This window comes from Pseudomonas sp. BN102, from assembly GCF_029871245.1.
In the GTDB taxonomy this organism is placed as follows: Bacteria; Pseudomonadota; Gammaproteobacteria; order Pseudomonadales; family Pseudomonadaceae; genus Metapseudomonas.
In genome coordinates, this window is the sequence record NZ_SSON01000006.1 from 29832 (window position 1) to 48024 (window position 18193).

General features: G+C 65.6%; 16 protein-coding genes. 12 read left to right on the forward strand and 4 right to left on the reverse strand.

Annotated elements, in window-relative coordinates:
• The 6 genes from E8F12_RS00220 (at nucleotide 1) to E8F12_RS00245 (ending at nucleotide 5394) form a co-directional block, all read left to right on the forward strand.
• The gene (locus E8F12_RS00220; protein WP_280323267.1) at nucleotides 1–849 is read left to right on the forward strand and encodes a TauD/TfdA family dioxygenase; all 849 of its coding nucleotides are present in this window, start codon (nucleotides 1–3) and stop codon (nucleotides 847–849) included.
• Nucleotides 850–917: 68 nt separating this feature from the next.
• Nucleotides 918–1970 carry a 3-keto-5-aminohexanoate cleavage protein gene (locus E8F12_RS00225; protein ID WP_280323268.1) on the forward strand — a complete coding sequence of 351 codons (1053 nt, stop codon included), beginning with the start codon at nucleotides 918–920 and terminating at the stop codon, nucleotides 1968–1970.
• Nucleotides 1971–2082: 112 nt separating this feature from the next.
• On the forward strand, nucleotides 2083–3390 hold the full coding sequence (locus E8F12_RS00230) for an MFS transporter (RefSeq protein ID WP_280323269.1): 1308 nt from the start codon (nucleotides 2083–2085) through the stop codon (nucleotides 3388–3390).
• The gene (locus tag E8F12_RS00235; RefSeq protein ID WP_280323270.1) at nucleotides 3387–4055 is read left to right on the forward strand and encodes a DsbA family oxidoreductase; all 669 of its coding nucleotides are present in this window, start codon (nucleotides 3387–3389) and stop codon (nucleotides 4053–4055) included. The genes E8F12_RS00230 and E8F12_RS00235 overlap by 4 nt, the downstream gene beginning before the upstream one ends.
• Nucleotides 4052–4402 (forward strand): Rieske 2Fe-2S domain-containing protein, encoded by a 351-nt coding sequence (locus E8F12_RS00240; protein ID WP_280289780.1) that lies wholly within the window; start codon nucleotides 4052–4054, stop codon nucleotides 4400–4402. Before E8F12_RS00235 ends, E8F12_RS00240 begins: the two co-directional genes overlap by 4 nt.
• Nucleotides 4384–5394, forward strand: coding sequence for a putative sulfate exporter family transporter (locus tag E8F12_RS00245; RefSeq protein ID WP_280323271.1), 1011 nt, complete (start codon nucleotides 4384–4386; stop codon nucleotides 5392–5394). The genes E8F12_RS00240 and E8F12_RS00245 overlap by 19 nt, the downstream gene beginning before the upstream one ends.
• Nucleotides 5395–5801: 407 nt before the next feature.
• Here E8F12_RS00245 and E8F12_RS00250 read toward each other — a convergent pair whose 3' ends face one another.
• Complete coding sequence (locus tag E8F12_RS00250) at nucleotides 5802–6815, reverse strand: AraC family transcriptional regulator (RefSeq protein ID WP_280323272.1); 1014 nt, start codon at nucleotides 6813–6815, stop codon at nucleotides 5802–5804.
• Between the two features lie 369 nt (nucleotides 6816–7184).
• Between E8F12_RS00250 and E8F12_RS00255 the strand changes: the two genes are divergently transcribed.
• The 5 genes from E8F12_RS00255 to E8F12_RS00275 all read left to right on the forward strand — a co-directional run bounded on the left by E8F12_RS00255 (nucleotide 7185) and on the right by E8F12_RS00275 (nucleotide 14768).
• A complete protein-coding gene (locus E8F12_RS00255; RefSeq protein WP_280323273.1) occupies nucleotides 7185–7748 on the forward strand; it encodes an alpha/beta hydrolase in 564 nt (187 codons plus the stop codon).
• Nucleotides 7749–7883: 135 nt separating this feature from the next.
• Entirely contained in the window at nucleotides 7884–9800 is a 1917-nt protein-coding gene (locus tag E8F12_RS00260) for a DUF1302 domain-containing protein (protein WP_280323274.1), read from the forward strand.
• A 39-nt stretch (nucleotides 9801–9839) separates the two neighbouring features.
• Complete coding sequence (locus E8F12_RS00265; RefSeq protein WP_280323276.1) at nucleotides 9840–11198, forward strand: DUF1329 domain-containing protein; 1359 nt, start codon at nucleotides 9840–9842, stop codon at nucleotides 11196–11198.
• 63 nt (nucleotides 11199–11261) lie between these two features.
• Nucleotides 11262–12311, forward strand: a complete 1050-nt coding sequence (locus E8F12_RS00270; protein ID WP_280323277.1) for a YCF48-related protein — start codon at nucleotides 11262–11264, stop codon at nucleotides 12309–12311.
• 18 nt (nucleotides 12312–12329) lie between these two features.
• Entirely contained in the window at nucleotides 12330–14768 is a 2439-nt protein-coding gene (locus E8F12_RS00275) for an MMPL family transporter (RefSeq protein ID WP_280323279.1), read from the forward strand.
• 37 nt (nucleotides 14769–14805) lie between these two features.
• On the opposite strand, the gene E8F12_RS00280 is transcribed toward E8F12_RS00275, so the two are convergent.
• The 3 genes from E8F12_RS00280 to E8F12_RS00290 all read right to left on the reverse strand — a co-directional run bounded on the left by E8F12_RS00280 (nucleotide 14806) and on the right by E8F12_RS00290 (nucleotide 16028).
• Nucleotides 14806–15123, reverse strand: a complete 318-nt coding sequence (locus E8F12_RS00280) for a heavy metal-binding domain-containing protein (protein ID WP_280323280.1) — start codon at nucleotides 15121–15123, stop codon at nucleotides 14806–14808.
• A 293-nt stretch (nucleotides 15124–15416) separates the two neighbouring features.
• The gene (locus E8F12_RS00285; RefSeq protein WP_280323281.1) at nucleotides 15417–15842 is read right to left on the reverse strand and encodes an organic hydroperoxide resistance protein; all 426 of its coding nucleotides are present in this window, start codon (nucleotides 15840–15842) and stop codon (nucleotides 15417–15419) included.
• Between the two features lie 57 nt (nucleotides 15843–15899).
• The gene (locus E8F12_RS00290) at nucleotides 15900–16028 is read right to left on the reverse strand and encodes a hypothetical protein (protein ID WP_280323282.1); all 129 of its coding nucleotides are present in this window, start codon (nucleotides 16026–16028) and stop codon (nucleotides 15900–15902) included.
• 360 nt (nucleotides 16029–16388) lie between these two features.
• Here E8F12_RS00290 and edd point away from each other — a divergent pair.
• Nucleotides 16389–18193, forward strand: a 1805-nt coding sequence (gene edd / locus E8F12_RS00295; RefSeq protein WP_280323283.1) for a phosphogluconate dehydratase, incomplete at its 3' end; no start/stop codon positions are given.

Consider the following 18193-nt stretch of genomic DNA (forward strand, 5'->3'; position numbering starts at 1 on the left):
ATGAAAGTAGAACAATTAACTTGTGCCATCGGCGCCGAAATCAGTGGTGTGAACCTGGGCGATGCCGCCCGCAGCGACGATCTCTTTGCGGAGATCCGCCAGCTCCTGCTCCAGCACAAGGTCCTGTTCCTGCGCGACCAGGACATCAGCCGCGCCGACCACGTGGCCTTTGCCCGTCGATTCGGCGAGCTGGAAGACCACCCGGTGGCCGGTAGCGATCCGGAGAACCCTGGCCTGGTGCGCATCTACAAGAATCCGGACCAGCCCAACGACCGCTACGAGAACGCCTGGCACACCGATGCCACCTGGCGTGAAGCGCCTCCCATGGGTTGCGTGCTGCGCTGCGTGGAGTGCCCGCCGGTGGGTGGCGACACCATGTGGGCCAACATGGCGCTGGCCTACGAGAAGCTCCCGGCTGACGTCAAGGAGCGCATCGAGGGCCTTCGTGCCCGCCACAGCATCGAGTGGAGCTTCGGCGCGGCCATGCCGATCGAGAAGCGTCTGGCGCTGAAGGCCCAGTTCCCCGACGCCGAGCACCCGGTGGTGCGCACCCACCCGGAAACCGGTGAGAAGGTGCTCTTCGTCAATGCCTTCACCACCCACTTCACCAACTTCCACACGCCCGATCGCGTTCGCTACGGCCAGGATCACACCATGGGCAGCAGTGACCTGCTGCGCTACCTGGTAAGCCAGGCCTACATCCCGGAGTACCAGGTGCGCTGGCGCTGGAAGAAAAACAGCATGGCGATCTGGGACAACCGCTCCACCCAGCACTACGCCGTCATGGATTACCCACCGTGCCATCGCAAGATGGAGCGCGCCGGGATCATCGGCGACAAGCCTTTCTGACCACCGACCCGCCCGGCCGGGGTTGACCCGGCCAGGTTCCAGAACAAATACAGACCGAGGACATTCTCATGCAATTCCTGGACGATTCCCTGCACCCCGAAAACATGGAAAAGGTGGTGATCACCGTCGCTCCCTACGGCCCCGAGTGGATGCCGGAAGACTTCCCCGAAGACATCCCGGTGACCATGGACGAGCAGGTGCAGAAGGCCGTGGAGTGCTACGAAGCCGGCGCCACCGTTCTGCACCTGCATGTGCGCGAGCTGGACGGCAAGGGTTCCAAGCGCCTGTCCAAGTTCAACGAGCTGATCGCCGGTGTACGCGAAGCGGTGCCGGACATGATCATCCAGGTCGGTGGTTCGATCTCCTTCGCTCCGGAATCCGATGGTGAAGCCGCCAAGTGGCTGTCCGACGACACCCGCCACATGCTGGCCGAGCTGACCCCGAAGCCGGACCAGGTCACCGTGGCCATCAACACCACCCAGATGAACATCATGGAGCTGCTCTATCCGGAGTACCTGAAGGGCACCTCCCTGGAGAACCCGCTCTACCAGGCCGCCTACAGCGAGATGACCGTTCCCGCCGGCCCGGCCTGGGTCGAGGAGCACCTCAAGCGCCTGCAGGCCGCCGGCATCCAGCCGCACTTCCAGCTGACCGGCATGCACGCCCTGGAAACCCTCGAGCGCCTGGTGCGCAAGGGGGTCTACAAGGGCCCGCTGAACCTGACCTGGATCGGCATCGGCGGCGGCTTCGACGGCCCCAACCCGTTCAACTTCTTCAACTTCATCCACCGCGCACCGAACGGCGGCACCCTCACCGCCGAGTCGCTGCTGAAGAACGTGCTGCCCTTCAACACCATGGCCCTGGCCATGGGCCTGCACCCGCGTGTCGGCATCGAGGACACCATCATCGACCAGCACGGCAAGCGCTTCACCTCGGTGCAGCAGATCCAGCAGACGGTACGCATCGCCCACGAACTGGGCCGCGAGATCGCCTCTGGCAAGGAAGCGCGCGAGATCTACAAGATCGGCGTGCAATACAAGGATGTGGAAGAAACCCTGCGCATGAACGGCATGGCGCCCAACCGCCAGCCGGGCCAGAAGCACGTTCCCCTGCGTGCCTGACCTTACGTAGCAAAGGGCCGGCCCACAAGGCCGGCTCGGGCGGAGCGGCGATCCGTCGCTCCGCCAGCTAGCGTGACAAGAACAACAAGACGCACAGAACCCAGGTATTGCCATGGCTTTCCATACCGCAGCCACCGCCGATTTCGATGATTCGGCCGTCAACATCTCCCGCAACTACGCCTGGGTGGTATTCGCCCTGACGTTCGGCCTGCTGATTTCCGACTACATGTCGCGGCAGGTACTCAACGCCGTTTTCCCGCTGCTCAAGACCGAATGGGCCTTGAGCGACTCCCAGCTCGGCCTGCTCAGCGGCATAGTCGCCCTGATGGTCGGCCTGCTCACTTTCCCCCTGTCGCTGCTGGCCGACCGCTTCGGCCGGGTCAAGAGCCTGGCACTGATGGCCATGCTCTGGAGCCTGGCGACCCTGGCTTGCGGCCTGGCGGAAAACTACCAGCACATGTTCGTGGCCCGATTCTTCGTCGGGGTAGGCGAGGCGGCCTATGGCAGCGTCGGCATTGCCGTGGTGCTCTCGGTGTTCCCAAAGAGCATGCGTGCGACCCTCACCGGTGCCTTCATGGCCGGCGGCATGTTCGGCTCGGTGCTGGGCATGGCCTTCGGCGGCATACTCGCCGAGCACCTGGGCTGGCGCTGGTCCTTCGCCGGCATGGCGGTCTTCGGCCTGGTCCTGGCGCTCCTCTATCCCCTGGTGGTCAAGCAGAACCTGATTGGCCGCCCGGCCCGCAGCGCGGCGGTTGCCGCTGATGGGCGTTCCTGCCGTCGCCCGCTGAAGACGCTCTTCGCCAGCCGTTCGGTGATCAGCGCCTATATCGGCAGCGGCCTGCAACTGTTCGTCGGCGCTGCCGTGATGGTGTGGTTCCCCAGCTACCTGAACCGTTACTACCAGATGGGCACGGACAAGGCCGGCGTGGTCTCGGCGATCATCGTCCTCACCGGCGGCGCCGGCATGATCCTTTGCGGCATCCTCAGCGACCGCCTGTGCCGCAACTCTCCCGACCGCAAGATCGTCCTGGCCATCGCCTACTGCCTGATCAGCTGCCTGTTGCTGTCCCTGGCCTTCCAGATGGCGCCCGGCCTGCCGCAGCTGGTGGTCATCGCGTTCGGCATGCTGGTCGCCACCGGGACCTCCGGACCGGCCGGCGCCATGGTGGCCAACCTCACGCACTACTCGGTGCATGGCACCGCCTTCGCCACCCTGACCCTGGCCAACAACCTGCTGGGCCTGGCGCCCGGCCCCTACGTCACCGGTGTTCTCGCCGACGCCATGGGTCTGGACCGCGCTTTCCAGCTGGTGCCGCTGATCAGCATCGCCGCGGCCCTGGTGTTCTTCCATGCCAAGCGCCACTACCACCGGGATATCCAGAAACTGGCGCCGCTGATGAAAGACGAGGGCCACCCATGAAACCGCTGCTCATCGAGATGACGTTCGACTTCATCTGCCCCTGGTGCCTGATCGGCAAGCGCAACCTGGAAAAGGCCCTGAGCTCCCTGGCCCGCAGCCGGCCGGACGTTCCCGTACGGCTCCGGTGGAAGGGCGTACAGCTGCTGCCCGACCTGCCGGCCGAAGGGGTGCCGTTCGAAGCGTTCTACCTCAAGCGTCTGGGCAGTGCGGAGATGGTCCAGGCTCGCCAGGCCCAGGTACGGGAAGCGGCGGCCCACGCCGGGGTGAACCTGGACCTGAAACAGATCCAGGTCATGCCCAATACGGCCAATGCCCACCGCCTCCTGGCGCTCGCCGCGGAGCAGGGCAGTGCCCGGCAGCTGAACAGCCTGCTGGAGCGCCTGTTCGCCAGCTACTTCCAGCAGGGCTACGACATCGGGCAAGGGGAGCTGCTCCTGCGCCTGGCGCGGTCCTGCGGCTACAACGAGCGTCGCCTGGAAGGCGCCCTGTTCGACGACGGCCGCCCCTATGTGGCTGATGACGCGGACCTGGCCGGCACGGCCGTGCCTTCCTTCGTCATCGACCAGCGTATTCCCCTGGTCGGCGCTCAGCCGCCGTGGCTGATCCTTGCCCAGCTGCAGCGCGCCCTGGAGCCCGCGATGCCGGTTGCGGAGTGCCTGGCATGACTCGCCTGGTGGAAATCCCGGCGGAGAAAATACCGCCGGTGGGCGGTCGCAGCCTGATCCGTCTCGAAGAGAAATCCCTGGTGCTGTTCAACCAGGACGGCAGCCTCTACGTCATTGACGAAAGCTGCCCGCACAACGGCGCCTCGCTGTTCACCGGCAAGCTGGAAGGGCGCCTGTTGCGCTGTCCGGCCCACGGCCTGCGTTTCGACCTGGCCAGTGGCTGCGTTCCCGGCGTGAGCGGCTTCGGCGTCGCCACCTATGCCCTGGAGCAACGCCAGGGCCGCTGCTTCATCGATCTATCCCGGCCCAGGGCCCAGGAATCTTCCCAATGTACGCAACTGCAATAAGCACGCTGGGATCGCGCAGCCGGGTACTGATGCCCGGCGTGATCGTCAGCGCCATGGTCGCCGCGGCGGCTACCTTTCTCTCCGAGCACTACGGCGCGCCGGTGATGCTCTTCGCCCTGCTGCTGGGGTTGTCGGTCAACTTCCTGGCGGCCGATGGCGTGTGCAAGCCGGGCATCGAATTCACCGCCCGCGAAGTGCTGCGTGTGGGCGTGGCGCTGCTCGGCATCCGCATCACCCTGGAGCAGATCGCCTCCCTCGGCTGGCAGCCGGTGGCCATGGTGGTTGCGCTGGTGGTGGTGACCATCCTGGTGTCCATCGTCGCGGCCCGCGCCATGGGCTTCAACACCTTGTTCGGCCTGCTCACCGGGGGCGCCACGGCCATCTGTGGCGCTTCGGCGGCCCTGGCCCTGGCGGCGGCGCTGCCCAGCCATGAGAAGAAGGAGCGGGCGACGCTGTTCACCGTCATCGGCGTGTCGGCGCTCTCGACCCTGGCGATGATCCTCTACCCGATGATCGCCCAGGCCTTCGGCCTTTCGCCGCTGCACGCCGGGCTGTTCATCGGCGGCACCATCCATGACGTGGCCCAGGTGGTCGGCGCTGGCTACAGCATGTCGCCGGAGACCGGTGACAGCGCCACGGTGGTCAAGCTGATGCGCGTGGCCATGCTGCTCCCGGTGATCCTCTGCGCCGCCCTGATCACCCGCGCCCGTGGCGCCGAGCCCGGCAGCAAGCGGCCGCCGCTGCTGCCCTGGTTCGCCGTGGGCTTCGTGGTCCTCGCCGCGACGAACAGCACGGGCGTGATCCCCCCTGCGGTGCAGCAGGCCGGCAACGAACTGTCGCGCTGGTGCCTGGTGATCGCCATCAGTGCCCTGGGCATGAAGACCCAGCTCAAGGAGCTGGCGTCGGTGGGCATCAAACCGATTCTGTTGATGGTGGGGGAGACGGCCTTCCTCGCTGCCCTGGTGCTGGCGATGCTGCACTGGGGCTTCTAGAACCCTGTGGTTGGGGTAATCGACGCCTTACGTGAGTAAGGCCTTTAGCCGCGCGGGAACTCTTTTACCGTCGGGTTCCATGGCGCGGCGTTTTTTTTCAAGCGATGGGCATGGCTGCACGTGCGGAGCGCTGCCCGGCCCATCCTGCGGTACTCCCGTGAGGGGTCATCGATGCCTGCCACAGCGGGCTTTCACCGCGCCGAAGCTTAGGACGAGCTTTCTGGCGCGGTTTTTTTTTATGGGATCACCACGAAGCCGCCGTGGCACGTCGTACTGCCCTGATGCTTCGATTACGTAGGGTGGACATCGCCTTTCATGTCCACCGGACGTGGCGAGGGTCGAGCGCAGATGGTGGACCGGTGAAGCGTGGTCCACCCTTGGGAGGACGAGTCTGCGCTGGTCCTTCATCACTCCTCGGGCTTGACCTGATGCTCCCGCCGCCAGGCGGCGGGGGCCATGCCGAATTGGGTGGTGAACCAGCGCGTGAAGGAGCTGGGCACCGAGTAGCCCAGCAGATCGGCGATGCGGCTGAGGCTATATCGCGGGTTTTCCATGTAACGCAGCACCAGGTCGCGCCGCGCTTCGTTGATCAGGTCGGAGAAGGTCAACTCGCTGTCCTCCAGTCGCCGCTGCAGGGTCCGCACGTTCATCCCCAGGGACTGGGCGATCTGCTCGATGGTGGAGCGGCCCATGGGCAGCAGCAGGTAGATGGCCTTGCGCACATCGTTCAGCGTCGACTGCCGTGCGGCACCGGGAAGGGTTTCCACCAGGCGCTGCGCATGTCGTGCCATGGCCGGGTCGGCCAGGGGGTTGGGTTTGTCCAGGTCGGCGACGTGGCAGACGATGCCGTTGAACTCGCTGCCGAATTCCACCTTGCAGCCGAACACGCGTCGGTGCAGCTGCAGTTCCGGCGGGGCGTCATGGCTGAAGTTCACGCTCAGCGGGCGCCAGTTCGACCCCAGCAGGGCGCTGCACATGCGAAACAGCACGCCGATGGCCAGCTCCATGCCCTGGCGCATGGGCGCCGACGTGTCAGTGATGATCTCTTCCCGCAGGATTACCGTTTTGCCCACTTCGTCCACGTAGAGCGCCAGCGATTCGTTCAGCAGATGGCGGTACTGCACGATGATGTCCAGCGCGTCGCGCAGGGTTGGCTGGTGGGAGAGCAGCAGGCTGATTACGCCGAAATCCGACAGCTGGCGCGACTCAGCCATGCGCAGTCCGAACGTGGGGCAGTTGGCGGCGCGGGCGGACTCCTCCAGCAGGGCGGCGACGGCGGAAGTCGGCAGGCGCTGATCGGGATTGTCGATCAGGGTCTTGCTGAGCCCCACCTGACGCAGGAGTTGCTGTGGGTTGAGTCCAAGGTGCTCGGACACTTCGATGTAGTTGGTCAGGGCCGCTGCGCGAACCATTGGTGTCATATCGATCGCCACGCTGTTGTTGTGCCGGTAAGTGCCGCAGACACCGGTCACGGTTGTTATTTTGTCGCAGAAAGCGAAGTGAAGAATACGCCGATGATGGTCTTAGAATTTGTCTTTCATGACAACGCCGGCCTCATTCCTCAACCAAGCCAGATGGAAGTAAAGCCAATTCCTGAAAATCGGCCCACGCCACGGACGGCGGGCATGGCCGCCGGGAGGGCCGTCTGGCCGGGCAGGGCGACCCTGTCATGAAATGCGAAGCTGCTGACGCCCTATGAAAAGCGACTCCTCCCTTGCACCTCTACTGTTTGCATCACCAAGTTCCTAAAGCCGCGATGGCGATCCCATCGCACGCAACAGGGTGATGACGTGACCAACAACAACAGCACAACCATCCTCATTGTTCCCGGCCTGCGAGACCACGTGCCCGAGCACTGGCAGACCCTCCTGGCCGAGCAACTGCCCAAGGTGCGCACCGTACCGCCGCTGGAGCACGACAAGCTGAGCCTTGCCGCCAGGGTCGACGCCATCCAGCGCGAGCTGGAGCAGATCGACGGGCCGGTGATCATCGTCGCCCACAGCGCCGGCGTGCTCATGGTGGTGCACTGGGCGGCCCGCTACAGCCGGCCGATCAAAGGTGCGCTGCTGGCGACCCCGCCGGACCTCGACGCCACCTGGCCGGCGAACTATCCGACCCCCGAGTCCCTCAGCGCCAACGGCTGGACCCCCCTGCCGCGCAAGCAGCTGCCGTTCCCCAGCCTGGTATGCGCCAGCGACGACGATCACCTGGCCAGCCTCGAGGCGGTGCGCCGCATGGCCTCGGACTGGGAGAGCAGCGTGGCCGAGCTCGGCCCTGTCGGCCACCTCAACCCGGCATCGGGCTTCGGCGAATGGCCGGGTGCCCATGAGCTGATCCAGATGCTGGATCGCTGAGGCGAGATTCCAACGAATTCAGCCAGGGAGACCGGCGAGCTGAGCGCGTAGCCATGCAACCGGCTACGCGCAGCCAGAGCAGGGAGCGCGAACTAGAGTTGCTGCAGCCATTACAACAAGAAGCGGAGCCAACGCATGAAAAACAATAACCACCAGCTGAACCTGCGCAGGTGCATGCTCGCCTCGGCCATTGCCGCCGGGATGGGAGTGCCGAGCGTGCAGGCCTTCGAGTTCGACACCGGCAATCCGGATTGGGCCCTGCGTTTCGACAACACCGTGAAGTACAACTATGGCGTACGCACCGAGAGTGCGGACAAGACCATGTTGCGCACGCCGAACAACAACGACGGCGACTACAACTTCCGCAAGGCCGGCACCAACATCACCAACCGTGTCGACCTGCTGACCGAGCTGGATGTGATCTATCGCAACAGCATGGGGTTCCGCGTCAGTGCCGCCAGCTGGTACGACAAGGCCTATGACAACACGGGCTCCAACTCCAACCCCTTCGTCAACGGCAACGATGCCTTCTCGACCATCGTCGGCCAGCCCAGCACCACAAACCCTGCGTTCGGCAGCCCGCACCTGAGCAACTATGCCCAGCGCTACTACAGCGGCCCGTCCGGCGAAATCCTCGACGCCTTTGTGTTCTACAGCACCGAGGTGGGCGACGAGTCGATGTTCAGCATCAAGGCCGGCCAGCACAACGTCTACTGGGGCGAGACCATCCTCAACCCGGTGCACGGGATCAGCTACGGCCAGTCCGGCCTGGACCTGGCCAAGCTGTCCGCCGCGCCGGGTACCGAAGCCAAAGAGCTGTTCGTCCCGCGTAACCAGATTTCCACCTCATTCACCATCAACCCCGAGCTGACGGTGGCCGCGCAGTATTTCCTGGAATGGGATAACGCCCGCCTGCCCGAGGCTGGCACCTACTACGGCAGCTCCGACCTGGTGGGCGATGGAGCGCAGTCCTTCCTCCTCGGCCACACCGGTGGCCCGGGGCTGGCGGGGCCGAGCGGGACCCTGACCACCATCCGGCGTGGCCATGACATCACCCCGGACAAGCGCGGCGACTGGGGCCTGATGCTCAAGTGGTCGCCGGAGTGGCTGGACGGCACCCTCGGCGCGTATTACCGCAACACCTCGGAAATCCTTCCGCAGGCCGTGCTGGATGGCACCGGGCTGACGGCGCGCGGCGCCAACGGCCCCATCGCCAACGTGCAGAACTCCATCCGCACCACCAACTACAAGTTCGCCTATGGCGACGACATCGACATCTTCGGCCTGAGCCTGTCCAAGGAGATCGCCGGCATCAGCGTGGCCAGCGACCTGAACGTGCGCCACAACATGCCGCTGGCGAGCATCCCGGCGATCCTCAGCGCTCCCGGCAACGGTGGCCTGGCGGCGGGCCTCGGCCTGCTGCCGCCCCGCGTTCCGGGGACTGGCGTGATCACCGACGTGCCCAGTGACGGCGATAGCCTCAGCGCCACCGGCGACACCCTGCACTGGACCCTGAACGGCCTGATGGCCATCGGCGATACGCCGGTGTTCGACGCGGCGACCCTGCTCGGCGAGCTGTACTACAGCAACCTGCTGGAGCTCGATGGCGACAACGAGGCGCTCTACAAGGGCAAGAGCACCTACCGCGGTATCGACAAGCCCACCCGCGACAACTGGGGCCTGGCGGTCAACTTCACGCCGACCTGGTACCAGGTGTTCCCGGGCGTGGACCTCTCCGCCCCGATGTCGGTCAACGTCGGCCTGGACGGCGTTTCCCCGGTCCAGGGCGGCGGCGCCGAGGACACCGGCACCTACTCGGTGGGTGTCGGCGCGGCGATCTACAACCAGTACTTCGTCGACCTGAAGTACGTGGACTCCTTCGGCGATGCCGAGAAGTGTGAAAACGGTGCCACTGACGGCTCCACACCCAACGCATTGGACGCCACGCAGCGCTACACCTGCTTCGCCGGGGGCTACTCCTCCTTCTCCGGCGGCGGGGCTACCACGGAAGACCGTGGCGCGGTTTACCTGACCCTCAAGACCACCTTCTAAATTCCGCTTCGCTCGAGACCCGAGCAGGAGAGTTACAAGATGAAATTCGTGAAAACCCTGATGGCGGCTTCCCTCGCGGTGGCCATGGCTGGTACCGCTCATGCAGCCGTATCCTCCGCCGAGGCGGCCAAGCTGGGCAGCAGCCTGACCCTGGTGGGCGCTGAGAAGGCCGCTAGCGCCGATGGCTCCATTCCCGCCTACGAGGGCGGCCTGACCACCGCGCCGGCCGGCTTCAAGTCGGGCGACAGCATGCGCCCGGACCCCTTCGCCAGCGAGAAACCAGTGCTGGTGATCGACGGCAAGAACGTCGACCAGTACAAAGGCATGCTCAGCGCCACGACGGTAGAGCTGGCCAAGCGTTATCCGGGCTTCCGCATCGATGTCTTCCCGACCCACCGTACCGTGGCTATGCCCCAGGGCGTGCTGGACAACGCGGTGAAGAACGCCACCGGCGCCAGCTCCAGCAACGGCGGCCTGGCCATCGAGAACGTGCTGCCGGGTGTGCCCTTCCCGATCCCGCAATCGGGCGCCGAGGCGATGTGGAACCACCTGCTGCGTTACCAGGGCGTGACCATCAACTCCAAGTACGACTCCTGGAACGTCGATGCCGCTGGCGTGGCGACCCTGGCCACCACCGGCCAGGCGTTCATCAACTACCCGATCTACGAGGACCTGTCGAAAACCATCGACAGCTCGGGCGTCTACTACCAGATGAAGCTGCAATACACCGGCCCGGCTCGCCGCGCCGGCGAGGCGATCATGCTCAAGGATGCCGCCAACGCCGTCGAGCAACCGCGCCGCGCCTGGCAGTACCTGCCCGGCCAGCGCCGCGTGAAGCTGGCGCCGAGCCTGGCCTACGACACGCCCAACCCGGGTACCGCCGGCGCCGGCACCTACGACGACGTGTTCGTCTTCAACGGCGCGCTGGACCGCTACGACTGGAAGCTGGTGGGCAAGCAGGACATGGTCGTGCCCTACAACACCTATAAGCTGACCTATGCCCAGGACCCGAAATCCCTGACCACCCCCAACCACCTGTCGCCTGACTACGTGCGCTGGGAGAAGCACCGCGTCTGGGTGGTGGAGGGCACGCTCAAGGCCGGCGCCCGTCACATCTACGCCAAGCGCCGCTTCTACCTGGACGAGGACAGCTGGGTCGCCCTGGCGTCCGACCAGTACGACGCCCGTGGCCAGATCTATCGCGGCTCCTTCGCCTTCCTCAGCCAGAGCTACGACAAGCAGGTCCCGGACACCACGCCCTTCGTGATCTACGACCTGGTGGGCAACTCCTACAACATCAACGGAGTCGTCGGCCCGTACGGCGGCATCCACTACATCGATCCGCTGACCAAGGCCCAGTGGACGGCCGAGTCCCTGGCTGGCGCCGGCATTCGCTGAGCCAGGCTGGTTGCCGCCCCTTCCGAGAGTGGGGGCGGCAACCCCCTTTTTTGAGGACGCCCCATGTTTTTGTTCAAGTTCATCGCCCTGGGCCTGTCCCTGGCGGCCGGAAGCTGTGGTGCCGCGCCCCTGGTGGATGTGCTCGACCTGCCGGCGCAGCGCAGCGAACTGGCTGTGCACAGCTCGTTACTCGACCTGGCTAGAGCGGGCCAGCGGTTGGTCGCGGTCGGCCAGCGCGGCCACATCCTGTATTCCGATGACAGCGGCAAGAGCTGGAACCAAGCCAGCGTGCCGGTCAGCTCCGACCTCAACGCCGTGCAGTTCCCCACGCCGAGCCACGGCTGGGCAGTGGGGCATGACGGCGTGGTTCTGCACAGCAGCGATGGCGGCAGCACCTGGCGGAAGCAGCTCGACGGCCGCCAGCTCGGCCGCCTGATGCAGGACTACTACAGTGCCCGGCCCGACGCCGAACAGTGGCTGGAAGAGGGCAAGCGGATCGAGGCAGAGGGAGCCGACAAGCCCTTCCTCGACCTCTGGTTCAGCGATGAGCGCAACGGTTTCGTGGTCGGCGCCTTCAACCTGATCTTCCGTACCCGTGACGGCGGCCAGAGCTGGGAGCCCTGGGCTGATCGCAGCGACAATCCGTCCGGCTATCACCTCAACGCCATCGCCAGCGACGGACAGGACCTGTTCATCGCCGGCGAGCAAGGCCTGCTCCTGCGGCTCGGCGACGACAGCGAACGTTTCCAGGCGCTGGCCTCGCCCTACCAGGGCAGCTTCTTCGGCATCAGCGCCGAGCCTGGCCTGCTTCTCGTGCATGGCCTGCGCGGCCACGCCTTCCGCAGCACCGACAGCGGCGCCAGCTGGACGCCGGTAAACACCGGGATCAACACCAGCATCACCGCATCCGCCCGCGATGCCGAGGGGCGCCTGTACCTGTTCGGCCAGGCCGGCCAGGTCCTGTCCAGCCGTGATGCGGGGGCGACCTTCCAATCCCTGGATATCGCTCGCGGCACCCCGGTCTACGGCGCCCTGGTGTCCGATGGCGAGTTGCTGCTGGTCGGCGCCCGTGGTCTGAGTCAGCGGCCCCTGGCCCCTGGCAAACAAGAATAAGAGAGAGGCGAACCCGACATGGGCGGCATGAAAGAAGGCGTGATGCCAGTTATCCAGGATCTCAATGACTTCGATACGCGCAGCGGCAACCTGCTGGAGCGTATGGTGTTCAACCACCGCCTGCCGTTCATGGTCGGCATCCTGCTGGTCACGATGCTGCTGGGCTACATGGCCATCACGCGCCTCGAACTGCGCCCCAGTTTCGAGAAGATGATTCCGCAGGGACACCCCTACATCCAGAACTTCCTGGAAAACCGCAAAGCCCTGCGCGGTCTGGGCAACAGCGTGCGGATAGTGGTGGAGAATACCCAGGGCGACATCTTCGACCCGGCTTATCTCGATGCCCTCAAGCAGGTGCACGACGAGCTGTTCCTCACCGAGGGCGTCGACCGCGCCTGGATGAAATCCCTCTGGGCGCCCGGCGTGCGCTGGACCGAAGTCACCGAGGAAGGATTCCAGGGCGGCCCGGTGATGCCCGACGGCTACGACGGTTCACCGGCGAGCATCGAACAGCTGCGGCAGAACATCGCCCGTGCCGGGATAGTCGGCAGCCTGGTGGCCAACGACTTCAAATCCACGATGCTGGTGGTGCCGCTGCTCGACCAGGCCGCGGCCGGCGCCAAGGGCGTGGACTACCACCAGTTCTCGCGCACCCTGGAAGACAAGTTCCGCCTGCGCTTCGAGTACGCCGGTGACCGCCAGGCCCAGGCTTCGGGCGAGGAAGGGCAGGGCGCGATCAAGGTCCGTGTCATCGGTTTCGCCAAGCTGGTGGGCGACCTGATCGACGGCCTCATCCGCGTGATGATGTTCTTTGGCATGGCCGTGGTCACCGCCTTCTTCATCATCCTGGCCTACACCCGCTGCGTGCGCAGCAGCCTGCTGGTGATCCTCTGCTCGCTGCTGGCGGTGGTCTGGCAGCTGGGTATCGTTGCCTGGCTCGGCTACGCCATCGACCCTTACTCGATCCTGGTGCCCTTCCTGATATTCGCCATCGGCGTGTCCCACGCCACCCAGAAGATGAACGGCATCATGCAGGACATCGGCCGCGGCACCCACCGCCAGGTGGCCGCGCGCAACACCTTCCGCCGCCTGTTCCTCGCCGGGGTCACCGCACTGCTGGCCGATGCCGTCGGCTTCGCCGTGTTGTTGCTGATCGACATCCCGGTGATCCAGGACCTGGCCATCACCGCCAGCATTGGCGTCGCCATGCTGATCTTCACCTCGCTGCTGTTGATGCCGGTGGCACTGTCCTATGTCGGCGTCGGCGCCAAGGCTGCCGAACGCGCGCTGCGCATTGACAACAATGCCGCCGCGCACCGGGGCTTCGGTCGCATCTGGGACTTCCTCGACCGCTTCACCGAACGGCGTTGGGCCCTGGCGGCGGTGGGGGTGGCCACTCTGATGGGCGTGGGCGGCTTCGCCGTCAGCCTGCAGCTGCAGATCGGCGACCTCGATGCCGGTGCCCCCGAGCTGCGCGCCGACTCCCGCTACAACCGCGACAACGCCTACATCACCAGCCACTACGCGCTGTCCAGCGACCTGTTCGCGGTGATGGTGAAGACCCCGGCCGAAGGCTGCCTGAACTACCAGACCCTGGTGCAGGCCGATCGCCTGGCCTGGGCTCTGCAGCAGCATCCCAACGTGCAGACCACTGTGTCGCTGACCAACGCCGTGCGGCAGATCACCGCCGGCACCTACGAGGGCAACCCGAAGTTCCTCAGCCTGCAGCGCAACCAGGACGTGCTCAACTACGCCGCCCAGCAGGCCTCGGTGAACACGCCGGAGCTGTTCAACACCGATTGCTCGCTGATGCCGGTGATCGCCTTCCTCAAGGACCACAAGGCCCAGACGCTGGCGGAAGTCGCCGCCATCGCCGAGCGCTTCTCCACCGATCACAGCGAGCCGGACCGCCAGTTCCTCCTCGCCGCCGGCACCGCGGGTATCGAGGCGGCCACCAACAGCGTGGTGCACTCGGCCAACAGGACCATGCTGTTCTTCGTCTATGCCGCCGTCAGCCTGTTCTGCCTGATCACATTCCGCAGCTGGCGCGCGACCCTGGTGGCGATCCTGCCGTTGGTGCTGACTTCGGTGCTCTGCGAGGCGCTGATGGTGGCCATGGGCATTGGCGTGAAGGTGGCCACCCTGCCGGTGATCGCCCTCGGCGTGGGCATTGGCGTGGACTACGCGCTCTATCTGCTCAGCGTGCAGTTGCAGTTCCAGCGCGAGGGGCTGTCATTGGCGGAGGCCTACAAGAAGGCCGTGTCCTTCACCGGTCGCGTGGTGGGCCTGGTGGGCATCACCCTCGCGGCAGGGGTGATCACCTGGGCCTGGTCGCCGATCAAGTTCCAGGCCGACATGGGCATCCTGCTCACCTTCATGTTCCTCTGGAACATGCTCGGCGCACTGCTGCTGATCCCCGCGCTGTCCCATTTCCTGCTGAACGACCGCAAGGCCTGATGGCAGGTGCCCGCCCCGACCGGGGCGGGCGCCTCGTTCAGATCACCACTGCCGTGCCGCTGATGCTCACCATCAGCATGCTGCCGTTCTGGCCGACCACCTCATAGTCGATATCGATGCCGACCACCGCGTTGGCGCCGAGTTTCTCGGCGCGCTCGGACAATTCCTCGAAGGCGATTTCCCTGGCCTTGGCCAGCTCCTTCTCGTAGGCGCCCGAGCGGCCGCCGATGATGTCGCGGATGCCGGCGAACAGATCGCGGAACACGTTGGCGCCGAGAATGGCTTCGCCGACCACGATGCCCTTGTAATCGCGGATGGACTTGCCTTCGAGGGTGGGGGTGGTGGAGAGGATCATGCTGCGCTCCTGCATAGAGGGATGAGGAGGCAAGGATAGCCTTGCCGGGACAGAGGTAGGCCAGACCTTGTGGGGGCGATTTCAATCGCTAAGGGCTGCGCAGCAGACCCCATGGAGCTTGCAGGGCAGGCCAGCGGCCTGCTTAGCCAATGAATTCGCCCCCACAGTCATGTATCCCGGATGAAATCCGGGGAATGGCCGGGATTTTTCCCGGATTGCATCCGTATATGGTCCACACGAACGCCAACGGCGGGTGCCCCTTTCGGGACACCCGCCGTCTGGTTTGTGGCGACTCAGACCAGCGTCAGGGTGACGTCGATATTGCCGCGGGTGGCGTTGGAGTACGGGCAGACGATGTGGGCCTTGTCGACGATCGCGCGGGCTTCCTCGCGGTCCAGGCCGGGGAGGTCGATGCGCAGTTCCACTTCGATGCCGAAGCCGGTGGGTATGGCGCCGATGCCGACTACGCCTTCGATCGAGGTGTCCGCCGGCAGCTTGTGCTTGTCGCGGGCGGCGACGAACTTCAGGGCGCCGAGGAAGCAGGCCGAGTAGCCGGCCGCGAACAGTTGCTCGGGGTTGGTGCCTTCGCCGCCGGCACCGCCCAGTTCGCGGGGTGTGGCCAGGCTGACGTCGAGCACGCCGTCGGAGGAGATGGCGCGGCCGTCACGGCCACCGGTGGCTTCTGCGTAGGCGCGGTAGAGAACGTTTTCAATGCTCATGATGTTTTTCCTTTCAGTGGGATTCGCGTGGTGTGATTGGGTGGTCGGGGTCGTGGATCAGCCGTCGTGATGAATCAGCCACTCCGGGTACAGCGCGCCGCTGCGGCTGCTGTCCGGCTTGCCTTGCGCGGCGAAGCTGGCGGAGGAAAACGCGAGGACGGCGGTGAAGGTGATCAGGGCTTTCATGGCGACTCTCCTGTGCTAATTGGTTTGTTCGTTAATGTTTTGTGCGCTAAGTAAGTTGGTGAAGCGAAATTTAGTGATTTGTTATTTTGCGCGCAAGATATTTATTAGAAGATTTCGCACTAATAAGTTGCAATTTTGGTCATAAGCCGATGCCCGTTGACCTTGCGGGAAGGTGAGGCGAGGACGGACAGGCGCTATGCTGCGCGCCTTTCTCCTGGCCATGGTCTATATGGAGAGAGCAAGGGTAGGGTTGTTTTGTTGTTGTAATAACAAAAAATCTGCCTTCTCCTAGTGAATTAAAGCTGTCGGTGGCAGTATTGTGGTTTATATAAAAACAAAGCCGCTACCTGGAGTCGAACCATGCATCCCCGAGTACTAGAAGTCACCGAGCGTGTGGTCGAGCGCAGCCGCGCCACCCGCGCGCGCTACCTGGCCATGATCCAGCAGGCCGCCAGCGACGGCCCGCAGCGCGGCAAGCTGCAGTGCGCCAACTTCGCCCACGGGGTGGCCGGCTGCGGCGGCGGCGACAAGCAGCGCCTGCGCCTGCTGGACTCGGCCAACGTGGCGATCGTCACCGCCTACAACGACATGCTCTCGGCGCACCAGCCCTACGAGGACTACCCGGAGAAGCTGCGCCAGGCCCTGCGCGAGATCGGCTCGGTGGGGCAGGTGGCCGGCGGCGTGCCGGCCATGTGCGACGGCGTCACCCAGGGCGAGCCGGGCATGGAGCTGGGCATCGCCAGCCGCGAGGTGATTGCGCTGTCCACCGCGGTGGCGCTGTCGCACAACATGTTCGACGCCGCGCTGTTCCTTGGCATCTGCGACAAGATCGTCCCCGGCCTGCTGATGGGCGCGCTGCGCTTCGGCCACCTGCCGTCGATCTTCGTCCCCGCCGGGCCGATGCCGTCCGGGCTGTCGAACAAGGACAAGGCCGAGGTGCGCCAGCGCTACGCCGAGGGCAAGGCCAGCCGCGACGAGCTGCTCGAATCCGAGATGAAGGCCTACCACAGCCCCGGCACCTGCACCTTCTACGGCACCGCCAACACCAACCAGATGCTCATGGAGATCATGGGCCTGCACCTGCCGGGCGCCTCCTTCGTCAACCCGAACACCCCGCTGCGCGAGGCGCTGACCGTGGAGACCGCGCGCCAGGTCACCCGGCTGACCAAACAGAGCGGGCAGTTCCTGCCGCTCGGCGAGCTCGTCGACGAGCGCGTGCTGATCAACGCGGTGGTGGCCCTGCACGCCACCGGCGGCTCCACCAACCACACCCTGCACCTGCCGGCGATCGCCCAGGCGGCCGGCATCCAGCTGACCTGGCAGGACATGGCCGAGCTGTCCGCGGTGGTGCCGACCCTGGCCCACGTCTATCCGAACGGCACGGCCGACATCAACCACTTCCACGCCGCCGGCGGGGTGGCCTTCCTGGTGCGCGAGCTGCTCGACGCCGGGCTGCTCCATGAGGACGTCAACACCGTGATGGGCCGCGGCCTGCGCCGCTACACCCAGGAGCCGTTCCTCGAGGACGGCCGGCTGGTCTGGCGCGAAGGTGCCGGCCAGAGCCTCGACGCGAGCATCCTGCGCCCGGTGGCGAACCCGTTCTCGGCGGAGGGCGGCCTGCGGGTGATGGTCGGCAACCTCGGCCGCGGGGTGATGAAGGTCTCCGCGGTGGCGCCCGAGCACCAGGTGGTGGAAGCGCCGGTGCGGGTGTTCCATGACCAGCAGGCGCTGGCCGAGGCGTTCCAGGCCGGCGAACTGGACCGCGACCTGGTGGCGGTGATGCGCTTCCAGGGCCCGCGCAGCAACGGCATGCCCGAGCTGCACAAGCTGACCCCCTTCCTCGGCGTGCTGCAGGACCGTGGCTACCAGGTGGCGCTGGTCACCGACGGGCGCATGTCCGGCGCCTCGGGCAAGATCCCGGCGGCGATCCACGTCTGCCCGGAAGCCTTCGACGGCGGCCCGCTGGCGCGGGTGCGCGATGGTGACATCCTCCGCGTCGACGGCCGCGCCGGGACCCTGGAGCTGCAGGTGGATGCCGCCGAGTTCGCCGCCCGCGAACCGGCACGCTGGGACCTGGAGGCCAACGTCGGCACCGGCCGCGAGCTGTTCGCCTTCATGCGCGAGGCGTTCAGCACGGCGGAGCAGGGCGCCAGTGCCTTCACCCG

Bases quoted from the DNA above. Each gene is read 5' to 3' on its own strand.
- E8F12_RS00220 (WP_280323267.1), top strand. From the start codon at position 1: ATGAAAGTAGAACAATTAACTTGTGCCATCGGCGCCGAAATCAGTGGT.
- E8F12_RS00225 (WP_280323268.1), top strand. From the start codon at position 918: ATGCAATTCCTGGACGATTCCCTGCACCCCGAAAACATGGAAAAGGTG.
- E8F12_RS00230 (WP_280323269.1), top strand. From the start codon at position 2,083: ATGGCTTTCCATACCGCAGCCACCGCCGATTTCGATGATTCGGCCGTC.
- E8F12_RS00235 (WP_280323270.1), top strand. From the start codon at position 3,387: ATGAAACCGCTGCTCATCGAGATGACGTTCGACTTCATCTGCCCCTGG.
- E8F12_RS00240 (WP_280289780.1), top strand. From the start codon at position 4,052: ATGACTCGCCTGGTGGAAATCCCGGCGGAGAAAATACCGCCGGTGGGC.
- E8F12_RS00245 (WP_280323271.1), top strand. From the start codon at position 4,384: ATGTACGCAACTGCAATAAGCACGCTGGGATCGCGCAGCCGGGTACTG.
- E8F12_RS00250 (WP_280323272.1), bottom strand. From the start codon at position 6,815: ATGACACCAATGGTTCGCGCAGCGGCCCTGACCAACTACATCGAAGTG.
- E8F12_RS00260 (WP_280323274.1), top strand. From the start codon at position 7,884: ATGAAAAACAATAACCACCAGCTGAACCTGCGCAGGTGCATGCTCGCC.
- E8F12_RS00265 (WP_280323276.1), top strand. From the start codon at position 9,840: ATGAAATTCGTGAAAACCCTGATGGCGGCTTCCCTCGCGGTGGCCATG.
- E8F12_RS00270 (WP_280323277.1), top strand. From the start codon at position 11,262: ATGTTTTTGTTCAAGTTCATCGCCCTGGGCCTGTCCCTGGCGGCCGGA.
- E8F12_RS00275 (WP_280323279.1), top strand. From the start codon at position 12,330: ATGGGCGGCATGAAAGAAGGCGTGATGCCAGTTATCCAGGATCTCAAT.
- E8F12_RS00280 (WP_280323280.1), bottom strand. From the start codon at position 15,123: ATGATCCTCTCCACCACCCCCACCCTCGAAGGCAAGTCCATCCGCGAT.
- E8F12_RS00285 (WP_280323281.1), bottom strand. From the start codon at position 15,842: ATGAGCATTGAAAACGTTCTCTACCGCGCCTACGCAGAAGCCACCGGT.
- E8F12_RS00290 (WP_280323282.1), bottom strand. From the start codon at position 16,028: ATGAAAGCCCTGATCACCTTCACCGCCGTCCTCGCGTTTTCCTCCGCC.